Below are 23843 nucleotides of genomic sequence, written 5' to 3'. Positions count from 1 at the left end.
AAAAGAGCAGAAGGTTTAATTGCCGACTAAATTTTAGAGTTGTCTGGGCAATCCTTTGGCAGAATTGTTAAATTCGCCCTTCATTACATTGTTATGAGCCTCGAAGAAGACATCAAACAAGGTAAAAGTTTTGAAAATGCCTATGAGAAACTCATGGTGAACGTGATGTACACCAATAGTTGGCTCATGGAGCAGCAAAATTCCATCTTCAAGCCTTTTGGCCTTACTGTTCCACAATACAACGTACTGAGAATTTTACGCGGTGCGTATCCAGAACCTTGCACCATCAATTCGCTCATCGATCGCATGTTAGATCGCATGTCTAATGCTTCGCGCATCGTTGACCGATTGGAATCAAAACAGCTTGTTCTGCGAAAAGTATCAAAAGTGGATCGACGAGCAAAAGATGTAGTGATCACCGATGAAGGCCTGAAGCTGTTAGCAGCGGCAGATGCCGACATGTATGCTTGGATCGCTCAATTCGAGACGATGGAAAATGAGCTATTTGAAAAAGCGAGCGACACCCTTGACCTGATGAGGGGAGTTACCACCGATTAATCGATCACACCATATTTTTTGAGTAATTCGAGCACCTTGGCTCGTGGTAGTGCATATCGTGTATTACCAGCTCGACCGGTCATGTCTTGTGCAGCAAAAAGAGAATTCACGATGGCTTCTTCTGTTGCTTCAATTGCAGCCATGAAGAGGGGAGACATCTCATCATTTCGTAAGGGGTTTCCGCCAGTTGTGGTCTGATTGGATTGGTTCTTTATCCGCATGTTTTCTGCGGTTGAAACGGCAATCACATAATCACCTGAACCATTGGATGCGATTCCTCCTGTTTTTGCCAGGCCCAACATCGCACGTTTTGCGAGGCGCTCCAATTGTCGCGCATCAAGTGGTGCATCGGTCATGACCACGATCATGCATGAACCGTCACTCTTTTCTATGGCATTTCGAAAAGGATAAGTGGCCAACTCCTTACCAATTGGGGCTCCTGCTATTGTCAAGTTGCCGCCGAAATTGGTTTGGACGAGAACGCCCACAGTATAGCCGCCCATACTCATTGGAATGACACGAGAGGAAGTGCCAATTCCACCTTTGAAACCAAAAGCAGAAGTACCGGTGCCAGCGCCTACATTCCCTTCCAGCATGACGGCTGCTTCGGCTTTGGAAATGGCGTCAATCACATGTTCTTCGGTAACGTGCATGCCGCGTATGTCATTGAGAAAACCATCATTGGTTTCTCCAACTACCGCGTTCACCGAAGCCACATTTTCATTTCCCGGCAAACCTAAGGTATACTTTACGGCTCCTTGAATTCCCATGGGTACACTGAGCGTATTGGTGAGGATGATTGGCGTTTCGAGGTTGCCTAATTCCATCACTTGACTAATACCGGCAAGCTTTCCATAACCGTTGCCCACATAGATGGCTGCAGGGACTTTCTCTTGGTAAAGGTTCTTGCCGTGAGGAAGTATGGCGGTTACTCCTGTGCGAATATGCTCACCTTCAATGAGGGTCAACTGACCTACCTTCACTCCAGGCACATCGGTGATCATATTGAGGGTGCCAGGTTTCATCACACCGAATTCGATACCTAGATCTGCCGGGCGCTGGGCGTAGCTCAAGATTGGTAGCAAGCAGAGGAAAATGAGCGTTGACAATGCCTTCATGGAATCAAGTTAAGAGAAGTGCATGAAAAAAGGCTGATTTCTCAGCCTCTCTTTCCTAGATTTCTTTGATCAGGTCAATAATTCCTGAATTTTTCCCTTTCGGTCTGACCACCATCATAGGGATGTCACTGTTGTATTGGATCAACTGTTCGGCACGGCTTCCAATGAACAGGGCGGTCGTGGCTGTCCTCCCTTTGACACCGATAATGATCGCGCTGGGCTTGTGCTCATGCGCAAAATCAATGATGTCGGTGACAGGGTTGTCGTTCGTATCTAAGGAATAAACCACTTCTAAGTCAATACCTTCATGATCAATTTCTGACATGAATTGCTTGAATTCCTTTTTGGCATTTTCCTTCATGATTTCGGCAAATTCATCGTAGGTTTTGCCACTGTAGTGGTAGCCTCCAGGAACAGTAAAGACATTCTGACAGATGATCTTCATGTCTTTGTACTTGCGAGAGATTTTAATAGCTTCTTCCATCGCGATTTTGGAATGCTCAGAGAAGTCGCATGGAACATGTAGCAATTGAAGATTCAATTCAGCGGCCTCCGGAACGATGAAAATCGAGCATTCAGCTCTTCTCGCTAATCGATTCGATAAAACACCTCCGCCAATGAAATCTTTATGCCTTCCCATTAAGACGAGGTCTATTTTCTGTTTCTCAACAAATCGCAAAATGGCTTTTGAAGGAGCCCCTTCCTTTACGTGGAATTGGCTGATCTTGTATAGGTCGGTAGGTAGCTGTTGTTCTGCCAGGCCTTGAAGCTGAGATTTTCTTTCCTGAATCGAGTTTTCTTTGATCTCCGGAAAACTCTTCAATACCTGGTCTGGTATTTTCATTTCACTAATGCTATTGAAAAAGTGAATTTCTTTGGTTTCACTGTTCGTTGCAATGGGTTCTAAGAATTTCAGCAAGGTTTTGTCGGCCTCAGAAGTATCCATCAAAACCATTATTTTCTCTCTAGTAGGCATGGTATCTAATTACACTGCAAAAATAGGGGTATTGCGTGATAAAAAGTTGTTATTTGTGAATTTAGCATTAAAAATCCATTCTCCTAAACGATTGAATTGACGACGTCCACCAAAAGTTCGATCTGTTCCTTGGAATGTGTCGGGAAAGAGGCGATTCGGATTTGCTTGCCTTTGAACGATCCATAGCCATTACCCAAAACAAAGCCTTTCTCTTTCAGGGTGGCCAGAAGCTCATTCGAGTTAGCTGCCGTATTGGCCACGGTCACCGTTGGAGAACGAATGGCTTTGTCTTCAACAAAGTGTGTCAATAACGGGTGTTTATCGACCATGTGCTGCAACAAGACACTTTTATAGTTGGCCTCTCTTCTGATGACATCGATTCCTCTTTCAAGCATGTCTTGAGTCACTTTGCTCAACAGGTAAATATCAAAGACATTAGCAGTATAGGTAGTTTGGTATTTCAATGCATTCTTTATCAAATTCGGAATGGCTTGGTAGGTCCCGATGGAATGTCCTTTGGCTAGTTTTTCTTCGGCCTTGGCAATGGCACGAGGGCTCAAGATCCACACGCCAAGCCCTGCCGGTAAGCCAAAACACTTTTGGACAGAGAAATAGGCACTGTCGATTTGGCTAAAGTCGATATCAATGACAGGAAATGCCGAAACACCATCGACAGCAATCAAGGCATTGGGGCGTTTTTCGCGTAGTTGGGTGAGCCTTTCTGTAGGGAAACTAACTCCGGTACTGGTTTCATTCAGGGCAAAAGCGATGAGTTCTGTTTCTTCAGGAATCTCATCGAAATTCAAATCGGGTATACTACCGAAATCACTTATCGACTGAGTCGGCGATAGGCCTAGCCGTTGTGCAAAATCAAAGAATCTGTTGCTGAAGGCGCCATAGCAAAAGTGATGCGAGGTGTTGATGACCAAGTTTTGCAATTGCCTTTCCCAGATCTCAGTAGCAGAACTCAAGAACAAGACCTGCCGATCCGATGGAATATCCATCAACACTTTAAGGTTCTCCGCTGCCGTTTTGAAATAAGCTTCTGCCTGTGCACTTCTGTGATTGATTTCCATTACCTGAGCCTTTAAGGCATCCTTTATATGGGATTCAACGGTAAAGTATAGAGCAGAAGGACCGGGTGTAAAGAATATCTTTTTAGGCATTTGCGTGACTCAATTTTTCAACATGGAATTCGTAGTGCTTGACCACGAATAAGAAATAAAAGAGTAAAGGTAGCAATAAGATGATTCCACAAATGAAGAACATGACCGCAATGCCAAAATACTCTGCGATATAGCCCAGGCTGATGGAGCCGGCACCAATGCCGAGGTCTACTGCGGAGAAAAAGGTGGCGTTCGCCGCGCCATGACGTTCTACAGGAACCATGTTGAGGGCCATGGTCTGTACGGTCGGCATGATGATGCCATTGCCAATGCCTACCAAAATACCACTTGCCATCAAGGGCCAAAAAGTAGAAACATAACTCATCAAAAATAGCCCGGCAACCGTAATAAGGATCCCGAAAAGCACTAAGCCATTAGGTCCTTTTTTATCCATTACCTTTCCAACGAATACGCGCGCTAAGATCACGCCGATCGCCATAAAAATGAAGAATAGTCCTCCTTGCTTCAGACCCAATTCATCGCTGTAAATACTGATGAAGGAGATGATGGCGGCATAAGGGAAAGCTCCCATGAACATCACAAGCGCCAATCGATTCACTCGCTTTTCGAACATTTTGGAAACACTCAATTTCGTTTCACCTGTTTTTATGTTTGGCATTTTCACCAATAAAGCCAAAAGCAATGCGGCAATCGATACGATGGTTGCTACAGTAAATAAGTTGTTGAAGTTATCCTGCCCCATGATCTGATCTCCAGCATAGGGGGCAAAAGCAATAGAGAAGGCCATGGCCATCCCAAAATAGCCAATGCCTTCGGCTCTCCGGCTTTCCGGAGTCAGATCAGCGGCAATTGTACTTCCCCCCGTAGTGATGGTGCCCCAGGTAAAACCGTGTAGCATTCTGATCAAGAGGAGTACATAAAAATTCCCCGCCAGGTGATAAAAACCCATTAATACCGTAAAAACCCCAAGGGCCCAAAGATAAACCGACCTTCGGCCGTAGGCATCCAGTGCATAGCCACTAAAAGGTCTGATGATCAAGGCAGCGAGCGCATACACCCCGATGATGTAACCAACTTGGTTTTTATTGGCATCTAAGGCATTTACGGCATACACCGGAAGAGTTGGCAGCAAAAAATAGAACGCCGCAGCCATGAAGAAGTAGGAAACAAAATGAAAAGCGTAATCCTTGGTAAGGATCTTTGTGTCAGTAGTCAATGAACAAGCGTCTTTAAAAGTGCAAACTAACTAATTTCTGGGAGAATGAAATGGTGAAGCTTTTTCTAGCCGAAAGTCCAGAAATAGAAAGAATAGCGTGGGATGCAACCTTTAGCTTCTTAAGTTTGTATAGTAATTAAAGAGACTAAGACATCCCAAGTGAGTTTAGACCAGTTTTCGAACTTTACAATTTTAACTCAAATACCGGGTGAATCTCTTTCAAAACAAGGCCTCAACCATGAAGTATTGCACTTTATGGCCTCGTACTTAGTGCAGGATAACAGTGGACTGTTGCGAAATTAAGGATAGCCCAAATCTTGTCTTTAAGAGAGGTTCGATCAGACCTTAAAGCTTCTTGGGAAAATATAAAAAGCCCCGATTTCGGGGCTTTTTATATTTTAGTCATGGCTACACTTCATGTGGAGTCATGAGAACGCTAGTCCTTATCCTTGTATACGATCTTTCCACCCACTACCGTCATCACTGATTTCGCTGTGAGGATCTCTTGTTCTGGAATGGTCATGATGTTTTTATCAAACACCGTAAAATCTGCCGCTTTGCCCACTTCGATAGAACCTTTGAAGTCCTCTTCAAATTCAGCGTAGGCTCCATCTAAGGTATAAGACTTCAATGCCTCGGCACGCGACATTTTCTGGTCGGCCTCAAAGCCTTCTTCCGGTAAACCTTCTAAGGTCTTCCTTGTGATCGACGCATAAAAGGAGGGAAGTGGGTCCAGCGGTTCTACGGGTGCATCCGTTCCATTTGAAACTATCGCTCCACCATCCATGAGCTTTTGCCATACGTAAGCGCCTTCGACAATCCGTTGTTCACCGAGGCGATCGATGGCCCAAGGACGGTCCGAGCTCATGTGAATGGCCTGCATGGCCGCAATGACGTTCATCTCGCCGAAGCGTGCAATGTCATTCAGGCTCAGGTGCTGGGCATGTTCAATTCTGAATCGTTGTGCTCGGCGGTCAATTGCCGGGAAATTGTCGAATGCTCGTTCGTATCGATCCAGTACTTCTTGGTTTGCGCGGTCGCCAATGGCATGAGAGCACACTTGAAAACCAGTCTCCAAGGCCCTATTAGATACTTCGTACACTGTTTCCATGGGAAGGGTCTCGTGCCCAAAATGTCCTACACGGTCAGCGTATGCTTGCAGGAGCCATGCTCCGCGTGGGCCTAGGGCGCCATCGGTATGCAGTTTTATCGAACGCACCGTATGGAAATGATCCGGGTCGATCATCGGGCCTCTCTTATACCATTCTTCGAGCAAGTCCGGATTCCTTCCCGTCAGCATGGTGTACATGCGCACAGTTAGCTTGCCTTGGTCTTTGAATCGCTGCAGGCGGTCAATGAAATCTTGTCCTGAACCGGCATCATGAAAACTGGTTATGCCCAAGCGTGCACATTCTTCAAGTGCCAATTGCAATGCCTTTTCTGCATTTTCTTCTGTGTCCTGTGGAACATACTTGGCCACTAGCATAGAAGCGCGCTCTGTTAATACGCCCGTCGGATTGCCCATTTCATCCTTGATGATCTCACCACCCTCTACTTCACCTTGTAAGCTTTCGATGCTCAGGTTATTGATGCCAGCCATTTCCATGGCTTTGGCATTCGCAAAGGTTGCATGACCACTGGCATGTCGTAAGAAAACGGGATTGTCTGGGCTTACCGCACTCATTTGGTCATGCGTTTGAAAGCCTTTGACCATGTTGTCTGGTTTTTTGATCCACTTGTCTTGATGCCAGCCTCTTCCCGTGATCCAATCGCCAGGCTCTGCCTTAGCTACCGCTTCAGCGACCTTCTCGACCAATTCATCATAGGTTTTCACATACATGAGGTCTAGCTCAAGCTTGTTATAGCCAATGCCCATTAAGTGGGCATGGGATTCAATAAATCCAGGAGTCATGGTTTGACCGTTTAGGTCGATCACCTCAGTATTGTCTCCTTTGAGCGCTGAAATGTCGGCAGTTGAACCAACGGCACTGATCATGCCGTCCGTAACGGCAACCGCCTCTACTTGTGGAGATGAGAGATCAACGGTATATATTTCTCCATTGATGAAAATGGAGTCGGGTCCTTCGCTTGGGCCACAGCTGAACAAAACAAATGTGCAAGCAATAGCAAAGGTCTGTTTGATTTTTCTAAGTGAAAACATAGTATCTGAATTAATTAGTCTAAGCTAAGGCAATTGAGTGCTTCGAACAAATCAATCTTATGCAGAAGGCAGACTCAATAAAGCACCCTGAATTTGATGGTATGTTCAATGTTGCGCAGGGCTTTGATCAATTCCTTGTCGTAGGCCTTGTCGATGTCCGTGATCACGTAGCCAATGGTCTCGTTCGTCTTCAAGTATTGACCTACTATATTGGCGTCGTGCTCGGCGAGCAATTGGTTGATGCGCGCGAGGATACCTGTTTTGTTCGCATGAATATGGAGCAGTCTGTGGGCATTCTTCAACGCAGGCAAATTCAGGTTAGGAAAATTGACACTCAAGCCCGTGTCACCTGTATTAATGTAATCCATGATCTTGTTAGGGACAAATTCACCAATGTTCTCCTGTGCTTCTTGGGTGCTGCCCCCGATATGTGGCGTTAAGATCGTGTTGGGTAGACCGATCAATTCAGATTCAAAAGGATCTTGATTGCTCTTGGGTTCTTCAGGGAAAACATCCACACCGGCACCTAAGATTTTACCCGATGTTAAGGCTGCTTTCAAAGCGCTGATGTCTACCACAGGACCTCGAGCAAGATTCAAGAAAATAGCACCGTCCTTCATTTGATCGAATTCCTTGGAGGTAAAAATATTTGTATTCTCAGGACGTCCGTCAATGTGTAAGCTAACGATGTCGGAGCTTTTCAAAAGCTCTTCGAGGGTTTTACACTTAGTCGCATTGCCTAGGGCTAAGCGTTCTTCAATATCGAAGTATTGCACTTGCATGCCCATGTTTTCGGCTAACACGGAAAGCTGAGAGCCAATGTTTCCATAGCCAATGATGCCGAGTTGTTTGCCTCGAATCTCGTTGCTGTTTTTCGCCGTTTTGGACCAGATTCCCTGATGCATGTCTTGGTTCTTATCCGGGATTCCTCGCATCAACATGATGATCTCTGCAATAGCCAATTCAACAACTGAACGTGTATTGCTATAGGGTGCATTGAATACTGCGACGCCATTTTCCAAAGCCGCCTGAAGATCGATCTGATTGGTGCCGATGCAAAACGCCCCAATGGCCATCAGTTTATCTGCATGCTCGAATACTTTTCGAGTCACATTCGTTTTGGAACGAATGCCCAAGACGTGAATGCCCTTGATCTTCTGGCAAAGCTCCTCTTCATCTAATCCTGCTGGATAGGTTTCTACAGCAAAGCCATCTTCTTTGAGGTGAGCGAGGGCTTTTGGATGCACGTTTTCCAAAAGCAGCATTTTAATTCGATTTTTGGGATAAGAAAGGGCTCCGCTCATGTTGTTCTTAAATAGGATTTCGTCAAAACTTGGGGCAATGTGGTCGGCCTTGGCCTTAACTTTGTCCCGTTCAATATTTTCTGTATACGCCCAAAACTGTTTGGCGACACCGGCTTCTTTTACTTCATAATCGGTATAGCCATCGCCGATCATGTGGACCTCACCATCCAATGCAAGCCCTTGTACCAATTTAACTTTTCCTCCATTCGATGACAAGACGTTTTCTCGATCGAAATCGATGATCTTACCGGAGACATCAAAGACAAACTCGTTGGCAAAGACATGGCTTGGTTTAATGCCCAATTGGGCTACTACTGGAACAATAAAATCTTTAAAACCATTCGAAACAATGTAAGTATGTTCGGCATTTTGTTCGAAAAAGGATTTGTTTCGTTCGAAGGACTTGGAGATCTTTTTGCCTAAACGATTCACCAGCTCATTCAAGTGATCGCGATGTGCATCAAGGATCTCTATTCTCGCTTCTAAGGATTGCCTCAGGGAGAGTTCACCTGCCATTCCCTGATCGGTCACTTCCTTAATGCGTGCCAGCCGTTGTTCGCGTTCAGGATGTTGAGCAAGAGAGATCTCTCCAAGGATATCCAAGGCTTCGACTTGGGTAAAGGTACTGTCGAAATCAATAATGAAGTGGTGGGCAGTAGTGAGTTGGCTCATTCTGGTTTAGCGAAAAAGAGTTGGTGGATCTGGTTGCCTAATAAGCCAGCAAAACCTGCTGATAACCCGCCAATTACTCCGGTCACCAGAAATAACAAGAACAAATTATTGTCTATTTGAAGCAAAACGGTGATTTTCTTGGCAAGAATAAAATCATTAGCACTACTGAGCCAGAAGGCATTCACTAACCAAAGTAAGGCGATTGCTGAGAAGGGAACAACGAAAGCGGCTGCTTTTCTTAGGCGAACGATTGCGCTAACGAGAAGTGCTGCTAGCATGCCTGACCACCAGGGTAGGATCAAGGAAAAAAGGAAACCTAAGACAAGGGTGAAGATGAAATTCAGGATTGACTTTTTCATTGTTGTTGGCTTAAGGTTTGTTTGATGAATGCGGAACTCGCCTCAGTGGGCCGTTTAAGATCTAAGCTGAGATACTCTCCTTTTGCCCAAATATCGATCAAATCATCGTAGAACTTACTACCAGGATTCCCGGACTGTCCACCCGGATACACGCCATATGCCCTTGGTGGATCAGACATTTCAACGATCATCCGCCAGGATGGTCCATGATTCTTGCTCGTGGCATTAACGATTCCGCCATTTCCACCGATGGGAATGTTAAAGCGAGAGAAGGCCGGTAATCCTTGAAGCAAATGTCCTGCATAGGTTCCTTTGTAATCTACCCATTTGAGTGAAGTACCTTGAGTTTTCATTTTTGCGACCTGCTCCACTGTTGTGATAAAAGCGTCAGTGATCAGGTCAGCAGCAGTCTCTATTTTTTCGGTAGACTGAATATCCATCAATTTATGTTCCGGGTAGTCGCGCAGTAGTTCGTAGGTTCTGTAAGTAAAAGGATACCGCACGCGGCTTTCCATAGCTTCGATCTCATCGTAAATGGCATTTCGAACTTTCGGCCACCAAAGCTGAAAAATAGTGGCTTCTTCAGATTCCATGTCATTGTTGAAATCCCAATTCTTCACCAGCTCCAGTACGTCCAGCGCTTCAGCCGATAGGCCGTCTGTGTTTAATTCCCTCAAAAAAACGGGGACGAGTTCAGCTGCCAGTAAATTGTAATTGTTGTTGTGCAATGCCTTGAAATCCTCAATGTCGAATTGCTCCTTTGATCGAAAGAAATCGTTGATCACGCGGCTTCTCGTCATGTCATAGCCATCATTAAAAACATAATAAGGGTACTGCTCATCTACCGGATGTTGGTTGGCAGAGCTGACAAAGCCTCTTTCAGGGTTCTTGACATGCGCATTATGCTCTTGTGGGATGTACCCTTGCCAGTCGTGTTCAGGATTGCTTCCGTCAAGATAGAATTTGCCTTGCCCTTCCCATTTGTTCGGGAATTTCCCCTGAATCCACAAGGCGATATCACCTTCAGTGGAACTGAAGACGAAGTTTTGAGCAGGTGCCGTGTAATGACTCAATGCGGAAACATAATCCCCATAGTTTCGGGCTGCGTTAAGCTCGATGAAGGTGCGTTGATTGTTGTTGGCTTCATGACCAATCCATTGCATGGCATAGCCAGTTGACTGTCCTCTATTTCCTTTGAAACTTTCGTCATAGCTAACGGGACCATGATGGGTAAAATAGATGGAATCATAAAAAGTCTCTTCACCCTTCACTTGGATCTCTTCAATTCGTAAGGAAGTAGGTTTCCATTGGTCATCATGCCAGTATTGACTTTTGTCCTCGTTGAACTCGATCTGATACCAATCCTTCACATCTCTGGTGGCATTGGTCACGCCCCACGAAATGAACTCATTAAAGCCTGAGATCACACCTAATGCTCCGGGCAAGGTGGCTCCGAAGGTGTTTTTCTCAGGCGTTTGCAAATGCATCACGTACCAAATGGAAGGTAAATTGAGGCCCAAGTGTGGGTCATTCGCCAAAATTGGTTTGCCACTGACAGACTTCTCCGGGCCAATGGCCCAATTGTTACTGCCGTTATCTGGATGTGGCTTGGTCATAAAACCGGTTTGGGGGTCAACAGGGTAAGCACCTTTTGGAACTTCGGGTACCTCGACTTCCCAGCTTGACCAATCCCTTTCTTTTGGGATGACCGGGTCAATGGCGTCGAAGAAATCAGGGAATAAAAAATCAAATTGCTCTTGCCCCATTTCATTGACAAGATTTGAAAACTCCAAGTCATTGTCACCACCGGCCAGCATATCCGTCATGTACATCAACAATAAGGCAGTTTTTAGTGGCGTCCATTCTTCGGGTGCATAGTCTAGTAATTTATATTCCACGGGATATTGATCGGGGGAAAGTGCACGGATATAAGCATTTACCCCTTCGGTGTAGGCCGTTACATACGAAGCGATCTCTTGGTCTTCCATCATGAAGTTCATGGCATTTTCTGCCCCCCAGACCATTCCTTTTCTACGCTGTTCTCTATCATAAGTCAACGCACTTGGTCCAACGATTTCTGACAATCGGCCGGCTGCTGCATAGGTCTGAAACTCCATTTGCCACAGCCGGGCTTGAGCGGTCAAATACCCTTGAGCCCGATAAAGATCTTTGTTTGAGGAAGCATATACATGTGGGATGAGGTGCTCATCGAAGCTTATTTCAACACTTGAGCTTAAGCCGGGGAGTGCGGCATCCTCAATAAACCCGTCTTCAGAATCATCATTTTGCCAAAAACCCTGATTGGGAGACAAGAATTTACCCAATGGTGGGATTTGTCCAAACTTAGTGTTCAAGGCATAAAAACTACCTGCAGTCAAGAAAAGTAGAAAGAAAAACTTGAGCCATTTCATAAGCAAAAAGAAATTTCTACAACATAAGAATGTTCCTGCGATGAAAGAAGAAGAGCCGCCGAAAATCATCTATTTTATCAGAAAGCTGTTTAGCTTTATATCTTTACCACCCAATGATAGAGGATAAGCAACGACTAATTGAAAAAGCCCGGCAGATCAAGTGTCTGATCACGGATGTCGATGGAGTCATGACAGATGGTTCCATCATTTACGACAATGCGGGAATGGAGTACAAGCAGTTCAATGTGAAGGACGGACAGATCATTCAGTACTTGAAAGCCAATGGCGTGCTTATCGGGGTCATAACCGGTAGAGACTCGCAAGTCGTTAAAAATCGTTGTGAAGAATTGAAATTTGATTTCCATTTTCATGGCATCAAGCACAAAGGGGAGACACTATCTGCTGTGTTGAAAGAACATGCTCTTGAGATGTACGAAGTCGCCTATATCGGAGACGATATCAATGACTTGCCCATCTTGACAAAGGTAGGCTTGAGTGCTACCCCCAATGACGGACATGAAAAAGTAAAAGAACGAGTGGACTGGGTGTTGACAAATTCAGGAGGAAAAGGGGCTTTGCGCGAGCTGGCTGACTTGATTTTAAAGGCCCAAGGGAAATACGACGCAATTATTGAAAAGTTAATGCAATGAAAATATTTGAACGAGGGGTAGAGATATCCGACGGAATAACCATCGGAAAAGGTGAAATGGTCTTGTTTTCAGGACCTTGTGCCATAGAGTCTTGGGAGGTTTGCGCTCAAGTGGCAGAAAGCCTCAAAGAAACTTGTGAAAGGCTTGGCATTCGGTTTATTTTTAAAGCATCTTTCGATAAAGCGAATCGTACCTCGGTCGATTCGTACAGAGGGGTAGGGTTTGATCAAGGATTACGCGTATTAGAAAGGATAGGCGCTGAATTTGACCTCCCTGTTGTCACCGACATTCACGAAGCCAGCCAGGCAAAACCTGTGAGTGACGTGGCGCAAGCATTGCAAATACCCGCTTATCTGTGTAGACAAACAGACCTTTTGGTAGCTGCAGGAAAAACAGGAAAAACAGTAAAGATCAAACGAGGCCAATTCATGGCTCCGGAAGATATGCAATACGCCGTTGACAAGGTAAAGTCAACAGGAAATGACAAAGTCATTTTAACAGAAAGAGGCTTTTCATTGGGCTATCACAATTTGGTGGTGGATATGCGTGCCTTACCCACCATGCGGCAATTTGCGCCTGTAGTTTTTGACGTCACCCACAGCGTACAACAACCCGGAGGTGCAGGAGGGAGCTCAAGTGGGCAAAAAGAATTCGCCCCCTATTTATGTCGGGCGGCTGGTGCAGCCGGGGTCGATGGGTTCTTCATTGAAACTCACCCTGATCCGAAAACTGCAAAAAGTGACGGCCCCAATATGGTGCCACTACACAAGATGAATGATTTTCTCACCATGGCCAAAGAGGCATTTGAGCTCGGCCAAAAAGCAAATTTCACTTTTGATGAGTAATACCCTCAAGCAATTTTTTAGCCTTCTGGTCCTTCTGGTCTTAGCCAGTAGCTGCATTCCTAATGAGAAGGTCGTGTACTTGCAGAACAAAGAGCTCGACCCCAGATTAGAGAATGACCAGTTGATCTCATTGAAACGGGTGGATTACCGTTTGCAGCCCAATGATATTTTGCTCATCAATTTTTATAGCAGCCAGTTAGAAGCAGTGGAGCGTTATTATCCCGTTTTTGCGCGGCCAGATAACCTTATGATGGCAGGGAATCAAGGAGGAGGTCAAGGAGGAGGAATGAATGATCCTTATTTAACAGGCTATAATGCCGACAAAGACGGGAACATCGAGATCAATGGGTTGGGTCGGGTGAATGCTTCTGGCTTGACAACAACAGAATTAAAATACGCCATTGAGGAATTGATTCGTCCAGACATCAAGGATATTTTGGTGAGTGTGAAATTGAGTGGTATACCGTATACCATTTTAAATTGGCCTGTAAATTAACTTCCCAATTTCTGGCTCTAAAACTTAAGTTGCGCTCAGCACGTGTATCATTTTCGAAACTCTTTTTACTACCAGATCTAGCAATGGCTCCTATTGCTTGATTGTCGGCATCAGCACCACCGATCTGGTAGTGGTTGATGTCAAATCTCAAAGAAACTGAGTTTCCGAGCCTTTTCCTCAAGCCAATGCCAAAGGAGTAGCCTGTTGCGGAACCCATACCATCATAAAGCACGTCATGCAAATCTCCATGATACTGTGCTAATCCTAAGCCATAAGAAAACATCACTGTTCTATTTCTTCTAGCAGAATAGAAGTTTTGCGCATTAGTGAATTCCAATAAGGCAAGGAGTAAAAAAACAGTGAAAGAGAATTTTCTCATCAAAACGTATATACGTATAAAGTTAAGCAAATAGATAGTTTGCCAATCATTGGGGTGAGGTTGGACAAATAGCTTAATAATTAATTCAAAAACAATGCCTTCTATTGAAGGCATTGTCTATAGTACACCCGGAAGGAGTCGAACCCTCAACCTCTGGAGCCGAAATCCAGCGCTCTATCCAGTTGAGCTACGGGTGCGAATTAATTTTAAGCAAGTGCTTCTTGCACTTTTAGCGCTGCATCTTTCAATACTATCGCTGACTGCACCGCTAATCCACTTTCATTGATGATCTTCGCTGCTTCTTCTGCATTTGTGCCTTGCAGACGCACGATGATCGGAATATCAATATTTCCAATTTTTTTATACGCTTCAACCACACCATTGGCCACACGGTCACAACGGACGATACCGCCAAAGATATTGATCAAAATAGCTTTGACATTAGGATCTTTCATGATGATGCGGAAACCGGCTTCTACTGTTTCTGCGTTTGCGGTTCCACCTACATCTAAAAAGTTGGCAGGCTCTCCACCAGATAGTTTGATGATGTCCATGGTTGCCATTGCCAAACCTGCACCATTCACCATACAACCCACGTTGCCATCTAGTTTGACATAACTCAAGCCATACTCACCGGCTTCAACTTCTGCCCCATCTTCCTCCGAAAGGTCGCGTAGTGCATGGAGATCTTTGTGTCTGAACAAGCCATTGTCGTCCAAGTTCACTTTTGCATCAACAGCAAGGATTTGATCATCCGATGTTTTTAATACCGGGTTGATCTCAAATTGACTGGCGTCAGTATCTTCATAGGCTTTGTAAAGTGAAAAAATGAATTTCACCATTTCCTTAAAGGCTTGTCCTTCTAGGCCAAGAGCAAAAGCAACTTTTCTTGCCTGAAAACCTTGAAGACCAACTTTTGGATCGATCCATTCTTTTATGATCTTTTCAGGAGTTTCTTCGGCCACCGTTTCAATATCCATTCCCCCTTCGGTAGAGGCCATTATCACGTTCCATCCTTTCGCTCTGTCAAGTAAAATGGACAGGTAATATTCTTTGGGTTCGCTATCTCCGGGATAGTACACATCTTGTGCGATCAAGACTTTATTGACCAATTTACCTTCTGCACCTGTTTGGTGTGTAACCAAGGTTCCACCTAAAATGGCTTTTGACTTTGGTCCAACCTCATCCAAACTTTTGGCCAAGACAACACCATTCGATCCTGTTTCTTGCACCTTTCCTTTACCACGTCCACCGGCGTGAATCTGAGCTTTCACAACGTACCAGCTGGTGCCGGTTTCTTTATTGAGTTGTTGAGCTGCAGCTGTTGCTGCTTCTGGTGTATCTGCTACAATTCCTTCTTGAATTTTAACACCGTATTTTTTTAGTAATTCTTTCGCTTGATACTCGTGAATATTCATGTCTCAGATTTTGTGCGAAAGTAAGCCAAAGGGCCTATAATAACAAGTCAATTCACGCTAATGACCCATCATTTCGTTTACATTCTCCATAATCTGTTTATGTTTGGATTAAGTTTATGGAAAACATATTATCGGCAAAGGCGATTAGCAAAAGTTACGGACATGTAGAGGTGTTGAAAAGTATCGATCTTGACATTCTAACAGGAGAGGTGCTCTCGATTGTTGGACCTTCAGGTGCTGGCAAAAGCACACTTCTTCATATTCTAGGCACCTTGGATCAAGCAGATGCAGGCGAACTGTTTTTAAATGGAGTTGATCTACTGACCGTAAGCCAAACGAAGATCTCGGAATTGCGCAACAAGCATTTTGGCTTTATTTTTCAATTTCATAACCTGTTACCGGAATTCAATGCCATAGAAAATGTCTCCATGCCTGCCTTAATTGCAGGTAAGCGCCAACAAGAGGTTAAAAAAAGAGCGAGTGAATTGTTGGGCTTATTGGGCTTAAGTGCGCGACTAACCCACAAGCCCTCGGAATTATCTGGAGGTGAGCAGCAGCGGGTCGCGGTAGCTAGGGCCTTGATCAATGAGCCGCAGTTGGTTTTAGCAGATGAACCATCGGGTAATTTGGATACTCGTTCAGCAGAGGATTTGCATCAACTGTTTTTTCGGCTAAGAGACGAATTAGGATACACCTTTGTCATCGTGACTCATAATGATCAATTGGCCAAAATGTCAGATCGCATCGTGACCCTAAAAGATGGGCTTATCTTGTCTTCTTGATTACGCGGCAGCGAATGGAGGATTTTCCGTAGAGCGATTTCGGTAAATAATAAGCTAATTTAATCGAGGCTCTAAGATATGAATCATTAGTACCATCTCCACGCCGTGTTCCGGCATCTACCGGAGCGATAGGAGGAGTTAAGACTGTTCGAGGATCAGATAATTGGGCTAAGGTAATTGCGGGTACGCCATCCGTATCTGTAAAAGAGGCTTGATCACGATAAACACCGCTAACATCATCCAAATAACCAGTCATAGCAATATTGTACTGTAGGTCCAATTGCAGATCCCAGTTCTTACTAACAAAAATGTCCATCCCCATGCCTAGCGGTACAATGAGGGCAAGACCGCCATATTGTTCACCTTCTATGCTCAGGGGACGCATGGAATAGTCTGTTCCATTCAAGTTCTGCACCGGGTTGTTTGTGGTTACGCCAATTCCTAAATGGAAGAAAGGATTGACAAAGGCCCTATCGCGATAGCCCTTGGCGGGGTGTCGGTGCGTGTAATAGATGCCTTGCACCACGAACTCCACATTATTTGCTTTGAAATTAAGGTTACGGTCGCGTTGAGCCGGAATGGTTGCCACTGAATCATCGGCCTTTATGGTGTAATAGCTGAATTGCGCCCTAAGCCCAACATTGTCCGTCATCAAGTGCTCATAGCCTATCCCAAATCCAAGAGCTGCCTGCAAGTTTGGATCTCGTGCTCTTCGCAACTCACCAAAATAGGTATTCGCGCTGAACCCAACAGTTACCTTGGATAGTCGATCAAAGCTATTCGTTGTCGTGAATCGCTGGCCCATTGCACTGCATGACAGTCCAAGGAGAAGAGTGAATAAAAAGGCTTTGATGTGATTGTTCGTCATTTTAAGGACAGTAAATTTAGAATTCCAACGCGGTTTTCCCTTATTTTTTTCTATTTAGTTCGGCTATCATTTGGTTCAAGTGCTGTTTTGCGCCGAACATGTCAGAATAGACTGCAGCGATCTTTTGCTCTTTATCAATCAAATAGGTAATGCGCTTGGGTACACCGATTAGAGGGACTAAGGCGCTGTATTTTTTACACACTTCGCCGGACCGATCACTGAGAAGCTCAAAAGGCAGCCCGTGTTTTTTGATGAACTTTTGGTGGCTTTCAATTCCATCACGGCTGATGCCATAGACACTGATATCAAGTCCTTTCAGCTCTTCAAAGCCATCTCGAAAAGAGCAGGCCTCCTCTGTACAACCGGGGGTGAAGTCTTTCGGATAAAAGTAAATGATACAAGGCAAATGATCTTTCAATCGGAATTTATCGCCAGCGGTCGATGGCAAAACAAAATCTGGAGCGGGTGATCCTTTTTTTAAAGACATATAAGGAGGTATAGTTTTAATTCAACAATTTTGGGCATGTTTTCCAGAGGAGTTATTTACATGTTATTGGCCACATTCATTTTTGCGGTGATGAATGTATTGGTCAAGTACGTAGATAACATTCCTGCCATAGAAATCATATTATTTAGGTCAATTGTTTCATTCATCATGTCCGGAACAACCTTAGGCCTCAAAAAGATCAATCCCTTGGGGAAAAACCGAAAGGTCTTATTCATTCGAGGCTTGGCCGGTGCTCTGGCCCTAATGATGTTTTTCACGACGCTTCAAGAGATTCCCTTGGCTAGTGCCGTAACCATCATGTTCTTAGGTCCAATATTTACGGCAATTTTAGGCGTCTGGATCGTCAAGGAAAAAGTATTCCCATTGCAATGGGTGTTTTTTGCCGTCTCTTTTGTGGGGATCGTCATGATTAAGGGATTCGACCCGCGTGTTTCCCCATTTATGGCTTTATTGGGTCTTGGTGCTGCTTTTTTCTCCGGTGTCGCTTACAACATGATCCGAAAGCTAAAAACGTCCGAACACCCCTTGGTGATCATCTTTTATTTTCCACTCGTGACGCTCCCTATCGTAGGAGCCTATTCTGTCTTCCATTGGGTTCAACCCGAAGGGATTGAGTGGGGCTTGTTGATTGCCATTGGTGTGTTGACCCAGTTCGCACAATATTTCATGACCAAATCCTATCAATCAGAGGACTTGAGTAAGGTGGCCAACATCAACTTTATTGGCGTACTCTATGCCTTAGGTTTTGGCTTTGTACTTTTCGGAGAGACGTTTAATTTATTAACTTATTTAGGTATGACCTGCGTCATGCTGGGGGTTGTATTGAATGTGATGTATAAGAATCATAAGGAGAAAGCAAATGAGACTGTTTCAAATTGATGCTTTTGCGCAAGAGCGCTTCAAAGGGAATCCTGCGGCTGTCTGCATTGTAGAAGAGGAACTCAATGTCGAGATGATGCAGGCGATTGCATCGGAGATGAACTTATCGGAAACCGCTTTTGTGAAGGTTTATGCCGATCACTGCAATATTCAATGGTTTACACCTGCGCGAGAAGTTCCATTGTGTGGGCATGCTACCTTAGCCTCCTCTTTTGTGCTTTATACAGAGGGCTATTGGCCAACCCATAAAACCATTGAGTTCGATTCCCTAAGTGGTCCGTTGTATGTTGACTATACAGAAGAGGGCTTACGCCTTGATTTCCCAAGTCAAATGCCTCAAACCTTATCCTCAGGTCAGTTGGCAGACTATAACGAGCAGTTTGATATTGAGCTGCATGAAGTACTGGAGGTACCGAATGAGATGATCTTTATTTTCAAGAATGAGCAAGAACTATTAGCCTTTGACCCGGACGATAAAAAAGTAGCAAATCTTGCTCAAAATGGCTTGATCATATCGGCTTGGTCGGCTAGGAGCAAAGTTGATTTTATCTCCAGGTACTTTGCCCCAAACCTCGGCATCAAGGAAGACCCGGTCACCGGTTTCATGCACACCATTCTGACTCCTTACTGGGCCAACCGAAAAGGCAAAACTTCCTTTAAGGCATATCAGGCCTCTGAAAGAGGAGGGAATCTTGGATTAGCACTAAGCGGAGACCGTGTGTTGATCACAGGTCATGCCGTCAAAGTATTTGAAACGACGCTCTCAATTTAATCTTGTTTCAGGATGTAAGCTGTAATGGCAGGTACAGTAAGAGTACCCGAGCGTACACCCATTCCGTTTTGATTGACTTGTTTGCCATTACCGACCAAGGTCCATTGTCCTTCAGGTAACTTTAGGGTTTTGTTCGTATCGGCACCATTCAGAAGCACCAAGATGTTATTCCATTCATCCCCATTGGCATGATCGCTGAGTTGGTAAGCCAAGAAGTTCTCTCCTGCATAATCTAAGAACATTAGGTGTTGCTGAATTTCTTCAGTACTCCTCATGCGAAAGGCTGGATGTGCTTTTCTTAAGGCAATTAGCTCTTTGTAGTAATTATAAACGTCTTCATGTTTGAATTTTTCGTCCCAATCAATGCGATTCACTTCATCAGGTGAGTTGTAAGAGTTTTCTACTCCATTCTTCGTACGCAGAAATTCTGTTCCGGCATGCAGGAAGGGCACGCCCTGAGAAGTCAGCACGATGGTTTGAGCCAAGAGATGCATTTTTTTGAGCTGCGCAGCTGTGGCTTCGGGTCGTGAAAGTGTCAACTTGTCGAATAAGGTATGGTTGTCGTGACAAGACACGTAGTTGATGCATTGGGCAGGCGAATTTGCCCAATGGGCGTTGGAATAGTTGACGGCTTCATAATCAATTTGTGGGTGCTCTGTTGAGCCCACCACGCCAAACTTGATGCTTTCTTTCATTCCTAGTTTTTGACTAACAAACCCGCCATCTTCATGAATGAACACGCTGCCTTTGAGCCCATCGCGAATGTCATCGCTAAAAGCAGCTACTGCCTTTAATTCTGTTGTATTGGCCTTTAAGGCCAGTTTTTCTTGCGGAAGAGGAGATGCACCTGCTGTCCAACCTTCTCCATAAACGAAGATGCTGGGATCTATGGCATGCAAGGCATCAGTAATGGCGTTCATGGTCTCAATGTCATGGATACCCATCAGATCGAAACGAAAACCATCCAAGTGGTATTCAGTCGCCCAATAGGTCACAGACTCAATCATGTATTTTCGCATCATTTCCCGCTCTGAGGCCGTTTCGTTTCCACAAGCTGCTGCATCAGAAAAGGTGCCATCGGGATTCTTGCGATAAAAGTAATCAGGCACGAGCTGATTGAAGTTTGAATCCTCGGTTTGCCCAGTATGATTGTACACGACATCCAAGATGACCCGGATGCCATTTTCGTGAAAGGTTTGCACCATTTGTTTAAATTCTTTGATGCGGGTCGCTCCGTTGTAGGGGTCGGTTGAAAAACTGCCTTCCGGAACATTGTAGTTCAAGGGATCATAGCCCCAATTATATTGTGGTTCATCCAGACGAGTCTCGTCAATACTGCGGTGATCAAAGGTCGGGAGGAGGTGGATATGAGTGACTCCAAGGTCTTTGATATTATCTAAGCCGGTCGATTGACCGTGATTATTTTGAGTTCCTACCTCTGTTAAGCCAAGGTATTTGCCTTTCTCCTTTACCCCCGAGTTTTCCGCGATGGTCAGGTCTCGAATTTGTGCTTCATAAATGATGATATCGTTTGGAGCGCTAAGCGGAGGCCTCTGATCATCTTCCCACCCTGCAGGATCGGTGTCTTTTAGGTCTAAGATCATGGTTCGTGCCCCATTGACACCAACTGCGGTTGAGTAGAGATCAGGCTTTTCTTGTCGCCATACTCCATTTTGTTTGATTTGGTAGGTGTAATAGTTGCCCGCCTGATCACCTGATAAAGTCAGTTCCCACACACCCGATTTTCCTTTTTTTAAGTCATGGGTTTCGAGTTTGTTCTCGCTGTGTCCTTCGGCATATAGATGCAATAGGACTTCCTCTGCGGCGGGAGACCAAATCTTAAAACTACTTTTGGAGGAGTTGTATGTAAGACCTAAATCATTCCCCTCATAGACGGGGTAATCATCGACAGTTTCATAGCTGGGCTGACTCATACAGGCAGAGAATAGAATCAATAGAATAAGACAAAAACTACAATTAATGGCTTGGTGCCGGGCTGATACTTTCATTCGTTTTCTTACTTTCTTTTACTATAAGCCACAAGATGGCTGAAATACCTAAGGTGATGGCGCTGACCACAAAGATCATGTTTTTATTAGGGGCTTCGTCGATCCATTTGCCTAAGCCCGAAGCAATGAGTTGTGGGATCACCACCGATAAATTGAATAGGCCCATGTATAGGCCCATTTTAGACTGATCGACGACTTCCGACATGATGGCAAAAGGAAGGCTGACCACTGCGGCCCAACCAACGCCGATAATGGCCATTAACAGAAAAAGCATGGCCTGAGAATTTCCAAAGAAGATCACCAGAGCGTAGCCCAATGCCATGGTGGCGATGCAGAGTGCATGGGTTCTTACGCGCCCAATTTTTTTTGTGATCGGTTCAAGCACTACTGCGGGTAACAAAAAACCTACTGTGTTCAGAATAGCGAACGAAATACCGGTGATGAAGCCTACTTCATCATTTTGTAGTTCACTGATCGTTTCCGTTGTGGCAAAGCCCATGATGTTTTCTTTGATGAAAGAAAAGGTGTAAATAAACATGGTTTGCACACCTATCCATGTAAATGCATGCGCCAAACAGATCTTTATGAATTCTGGATAGTTCGTGTCTCTTCTGGGTATTTTCGCCCCCAATTCATCCTGTTTGTCGAGCTCCCTTGGTTCGGTTATGAAGAGGGTGGGGAGTACGGAAAAAAGAAAAACCAAAATAGCTCCCAGGTAAATGAGGATGTAATTGCCGACGAAGGCTCCGATCAAATAGGCGACAACACCAAAAAAACCAGAGATGGTCTGCATCCAGGTATATCCTTTGGTTCTCACATCTCCTTCATGTGTAACATCTGCAATCACTGAACGTGTTGGGTTAAAGCTGATGTTGATCGCTAGATCTAAGGAGAGAGCAACCGCAATGGCCACACCTAAGACTTCTTCAAAGCCAAGGGCATCGCTGATGACCCCAATATTAGGTAAAGCCAAGAGCATTAAAGCAGCAATAGTACCTCCGATGAGGATAAAAGGCCTTCTTCTGCCGTTCCAAAACCACACTTTATCGCTAATGAAGCCGATGATGAGCTGACCTAGGATACCGGCAGCAGGCCCCGCGATCCATACCAATCCGATCTCTTCTAGATTGAACCCAAATTGTGTGTTGAGTATCCAGCTTAGCGCGGCGATCTGAACGGAAAGGGCAAAGCCCATGGCAGTCGCCGGGAGGCTCAAGAGCACAAAAAATGACTTTGTGAATCGCTGTTGAATGTCTAGCATGGTAAAGATTGAAAAGTGTCTAGAAATATACACTTTTCCACTTCAACTAGAAATGACAACGTTTGCAGAATTACCTTACATTAAAGGTGATGTCACCGATCTGGTAGGTGTCGGCTAAGATCACGATCTTATGGTCACCTTTTGCAAACTCTGAGCCCTTGTCATAGACAAAGGAGAGCGCTTGTTTGGAATTATCGAAGAGTATTTCTTGCATGGACGTGTAGATCTCTTCGCGACCATCGACTTCATAGGTACCGGAACCTCGCGCAACATCAAAAATGATATTTCCTGAAGGGTCGATTACCTGTATCATGATCTGGTGCCCGGCAACCGGAGCCACATCATTCTCGGCCAGGTTGAAGGTCACCTTGATCTTTTGTGCCTGTCGGCTTCTGAAATCTCCTTCACGTTCTCTCCCTCTGCTGTTGATGTTGTATAGTTTGATGTTTTCGGCCCGCAGTTTGGCTGCCAAGGCGATCTGCTGCTGTAATGCTTGCTGTTTTTGCTCGGCTTGATTTAAACTTGCCTTGAATTCGTTTTGCTCTTCTTTCAGTTCATTGTTCTCTGAAAGTAGCTTGGTGTTCAATTCTTGCAATTCTTTGATCTCTTCGTCTTTGGCGATCAGCAGCTCTTCATAGCCTTGCACTTTATTGTCCAAGCGCCTGATCAGGGCTTTATTGGCTACTCTTGTCCGTTGCAATTGATCACGCTCAGCTGTGATCGAATCCTTTAGGGAAATCAGCGAATCAATATCGCCTCCCAGAGCAGAAATTTCAGATATCCTGTCGTTTAGTTGGATGGAGATGCTGTCCAGTTTGGTTGTAAGCGTCAAACGAGTCGCGTCATATTCGGCCTGAAGTGCCTGCTTGTCTTTATAATCAGTATAGATCTTGAAGCCAGCCCCACCAATAACGATGATAATGGCAACGATCAAAGCAATTCTAATTTGATCTCTTTTATTTTTCTTCTCCTCTGTCATTTTTTTGCGCACTGAAAAACCAACTATTAAACGACTTCTTGGTTAAATATTGGGCGAATTACCTAAACTTTTTCTAATTAATCAAAGATTCTCAA

Annotated in this window: 22 protein-coding genes and 1 tRNA gene; 7 read left to right on the top strand and 16 right to left on the bottom strand. The window is 44.7% G+C overall.

The window, feature by feature from the left end; translation table 11 throughout:
• Positions 1 to 93: 93 nt before the first annotated feature.
• Positions 94 to 558: a MarR family winged helix-turn-helix transcriptional regulator gene (locus tag AC2D6U_RS07655; RefSeq protein ID WP_484720361.1), complete on the top strand. Its 465-nt coding sequence runs from the start codon at positions 94 to 96 to the stop codon at positions 556 to 558.
• Here AC2D6U_RS07655 and AC2D6U_RS07650 read toward each other — a convergent pair.
• The 8 genes from AC2D6U_RS07650 to AC2D6U_RS07615 form a co-directional block, all read right to left on the bottom strand.
• A complete protein-coding gene (locus AC2D6U_RS07650) occupies positions 555 to 1676 on the bottom strand; it encodes a DmpA family aminopeptidase (protein WP_484720360.1) in 1122 nt (373 codons plus the stop codon). The two genes, AC2D6U_RS07655 and AC2D6U_RS07650, sit on opposite strands and share 4 nt — an antisense overlap.
• Positions 1677 to 1731: 55 nt before the next feature.
• Positions 1732 to 2631, bottom strand: a complete 900-nt coding sequence (locus AC2D6U_RS07645; protein ID WP_484720590.1) for a universal stress protein — start codon at positions 2629 to 2631, stop codon at positions 1732 to 1734.
• 104 nt (positions 2632 to 2735) lie between these two features.
• Entirely contained in the window at positions 2736 to 3818 is a 1083-nt protein-coding gene (locus AC2D6U_RS07640; RefSeq protein ID WP_484720359.1) for an aminotransferase class V-fold PLP-dependent enzyme, read from the bottom strand.
• Positions 3811 to 4995, bottom strand: coding sequence for an MFS transporter (locus AC2D6U_RS07635; protein ID WP_484720358.1), 1185 nt, complete (start codon positions 4993 to 4995; stop codon positions 3811 to 3813). The genes AC2D6U_RS07640 and AC2D6U_RS07635 overlap by 8 nt, the downstream gene beginning before the upstream one ends.
• A gap of 436 nt (positions 4996 to 5431) precedes the next feature.
• A complete protein-coding gene (locus AC2D6U_RS07630) occupies positions 5432 to 7156 on the bottom strand; it encodes an amidohydrolase (RefSeq protein ID WP_484720357.1) in 1725 nt (574 codons plus the stop codon).
• Between the two features lie 74 nt (positions 7157 to 7230).
• Positions 7231 to 9132: a phosphoglycerate dehydrogenase gene (serA, locus tag AC2D6U_RS07625; protein ID WP_484720356.1), complete on the bottom strand. Its 1902-nt coding sequence runs from the start codon at positions 9130 to 9132 to the stop codon at positions 7231 to 7233.
• Entirely contained in the window at positions 9129 to 9491 is a 363-nt protein-coding gene (locus AC2D6U_RS07620; RefSeq protein ID WP_484720355.1) for a hypothetical protein, read from the bottom strand. Before AC2D6U_RS07620 ends, serA begins: the two co-directional genes overlap by 4 nt.
• Entirely contained in the window at positions 9488 to 11902 is a 2415-nt protein-coding gene (locus tag AC2D6U_RS07615; RefSeq protein WP_484720354.1) for a penicillin acylase family protein, read from the bottom strand. The genes AC2D6U_RS07620 and AC2D6U_RS07615 overlap by 4 nt, the downstream gene beginning before the upstream one ends.
• 113 nt (positions 11903 to 12015) lie before the next feature.
• On the opposite strand from AC2D6U_RS07615, the gene AC2D6U_RS07610 reads away from it, so the two are divergent.
• The 3 genes from AC2D6U_RS07610 to AC2D6U_RS07600 are packed head-to-tail and all read left to right on the top strand — an operon-like array spanning position 12016 to position 13893.
• Entirely contained in the window at positions 12016 to 12552 is a 537-nt protein-coding gene (locus tag AC2D6U_RS07610; RefSeq protein ID WP_484720353.1) for a KdsC family phosphatase, read from the top strand.
• Positions 12549 to 13397 carry a 3-deoxy-8-phosphooctulonate synthase gene (kdsA, locus tag AC2D6U_RS07605; protein WP_484720352.1) on the top strand — a complete coding sequence of 283 codons (849 nt, stop codon included), beginning with the start codon at positions 12549 to 12551 and terminating at the stop codon, positions 13395 to 13397. The genes AC2D6U_RS07610 and kdsA overlap by 4 nt, the downstream gene beginning before the upstream one ends.
• Positions 13390 to 13893 carry a polysaccharide biosynthesis/export family protein gene (locus tag AC2D6U_RS07600; protein WP_484720351.1) on the top strand — a complete coding sequence of 168 codons (504 nt, stop codon included), beginning with the start codon at positions 13390 to 13392 and terminating at the stop codon, positions 13891 to 13893. Before kdsA ends, AC2D6U_RS07600 begins: the two co-directional genes overlap by 8 nt.
• Here AC2D6U_RS07600 and AC2D6U_RS07595 read toward each other — a convergent pair.
• The 3 genes from AC2D6U_RS07595 to sucC form a co-directional block, all read right to left on the bottom strand.
• Entirely contained in the window at positions 13823 to 14272 is a 450-nt protein-coding gene (locus AC2D6U_RS07595) for a hypothetical protein (RefSeq protein WP_484720350.1), read from the bottom strand. The two genes, AC2D6U_RS07600 and AC2D6U_RS07595, sit on opposite strands and share 71 nt — an antisense overlap.
• A gap of 123 nt (positions 14273 to 14395) precedes the next feature.
• A tRNA-Arg gene (locus tag AC2D6U_RS07590) sits at positions 14396 to 14469 on the bottom strand.
• A 9-nt stretch (positions 14470 to 14478) separates the two neighbouring features.
• Positions 14479 to 15690 carry an ADP-forming succinate--CoA ligase subunit beta gene (gene sucC, locus AC2D6U_RS07585; protein ID WP_484720349.1) on the bottom strand — a complete coding sequence of 404 codons (1212 nt, stop codon included), beginning with the start codon at positions 15688 to 15690 and terminating at the stop codon, positions 14479 to 14481.
• A 125-nt stretch (positions 15691 to 15815) separates the two neighbouring features.
• Here sucC and AC2D6U_RS07580 point away from each other — a divergent pair, with 125 nt between their 5' ends.
• A complete protein-coding gene (locus AC2D6U_RS07580; RefSeq protein WP_484720589.1) occupies positions 15816 to 16472 on the top strand; it encodes an ABC transporter ATP-binding protein in 657 nt (218 codons plus the stop codon).
• Here the strand turns inward: AC2D6U_RS07580 and AC2D6U_RS07575 are convergent.
• Together AC2D6U_RS07575 and AC2D6U_RS07570 are read right to left on the bottom strand one after the other, a co-directional pair.
• Complete coding sequence (locus AC2D6U_RS07575; RefSeq protein WP_484720348.1) at positions 16456 to 17340, bottom strand: hypothetical protein; 885 nt, start codon at positions 17338 to 17340, stop codon at positions 16456 to 16458. The two genes, AC2D6U_RS07580 and AC2D6U_RS07575, sit on opposite strands and share 17 nt — an antisense overlap.
• A gap of 40 nt (positions 17341 to 17380) precedes the next feature.
• Entirely contained in the window at positions 17381 to 17827 is a 447-nt protein-coding gene (locus AC2D6U_RS07570; protein WP_484720347.1) for a peroxiredoxin, read from the bottom strand.
• Positions 17828 to 17863: 36 nt separating this feature from the next.
• Here AC2D6U_RS07570 and AC2D6U_RS07565 point away from each other — a divergent pair, with 36 nt between their 5' ends.
• Together AC2D6U_RS07565 and AC2D6U_RS07560 are read left to right on the top strand one after the other, a co-directional pair.
• Complete coding sequence (locus AC2D6U_RS07565; protein ID WP_484720346.1) at positions 17864 to 18727, top strand: DMT family transporter; 864 nt, start codon at positions 17864 to 17866, stop codon at positions 18725 to 18727.
• Positions 18708 to 19499: a PhzF family phenazine biosynthesis protein gene (locus tag AC2D6U_RS07560; RefSeq protein WP_484720345.1), complete on the top strand. Its 792-nt coding sequence runs from the start codon at positions 18708 to 18710 to the stop codon at positions 19497 to 19499. The genes AC2D6U_RS07565 and AC2D6U_RS07560 overlap by 20 nt, the downstream gene beginning before the upstream one ends.
• Here the strand turns inward: AC2D6U_RS07560 and pulA are convergent.
• The 3 genes from pulA to AC2D6U_RS07545 form a co-directional block, all read right to left on the bottom strand.
• Positions 19496 to 21508, bottom strand: a complete 2013-nt coding sequence (pulA, locus tag AC2D6U_RS07555; protein ID WP_484720344.1) for a type I pullulanase — start codon at positions 21506 to 21508, stop codon at positions 19496 to 19498. The genes AC2D6U_RS07560 and pulA overlap by 4 nt on opposite strands.
• On the bottom strand, positions 21477 to 22769 hold the full coding sequence (locus tag AC2D6U_RS07550) for an MFS transporter (RefSeq protein ID WP_484720343.1): 1293 nt from the start codon (positions 22767 to 22769) through the stop codon (positions 21477 to 21479). The genes pulA and AC2D6U_RS07550 overlap by 32 nt, the downstream gene beginning before the upstream one ends.
• A 70-nt stretch (positions 22770 to 22839) precedes the next feature.
• Positions 22840 to 23748 carry a chromosome segregation protein SMC gene (locus AC2D6U_RS07545; RefSeq protein ID WP_484720342.1) on the bottom strand — a complete coding sequence of 303 codons (909 nt, stop codon included), beginning with the start codon at positions 23746 to 23748 and terminating at the stop codon, positions 22840 to 22842.
• Between the last annotated feature and the right edge of the window lie 95 nt (positions 23749 to 23843).

The organism is Roseivirga sp. YIW32 (assembly GCF_057219245.1).
The sequence above is the reverse complement of the archived record's forward strand: the minus strand, read 5'-3'. Positions and strand labels throughout refer to the sequence as shown.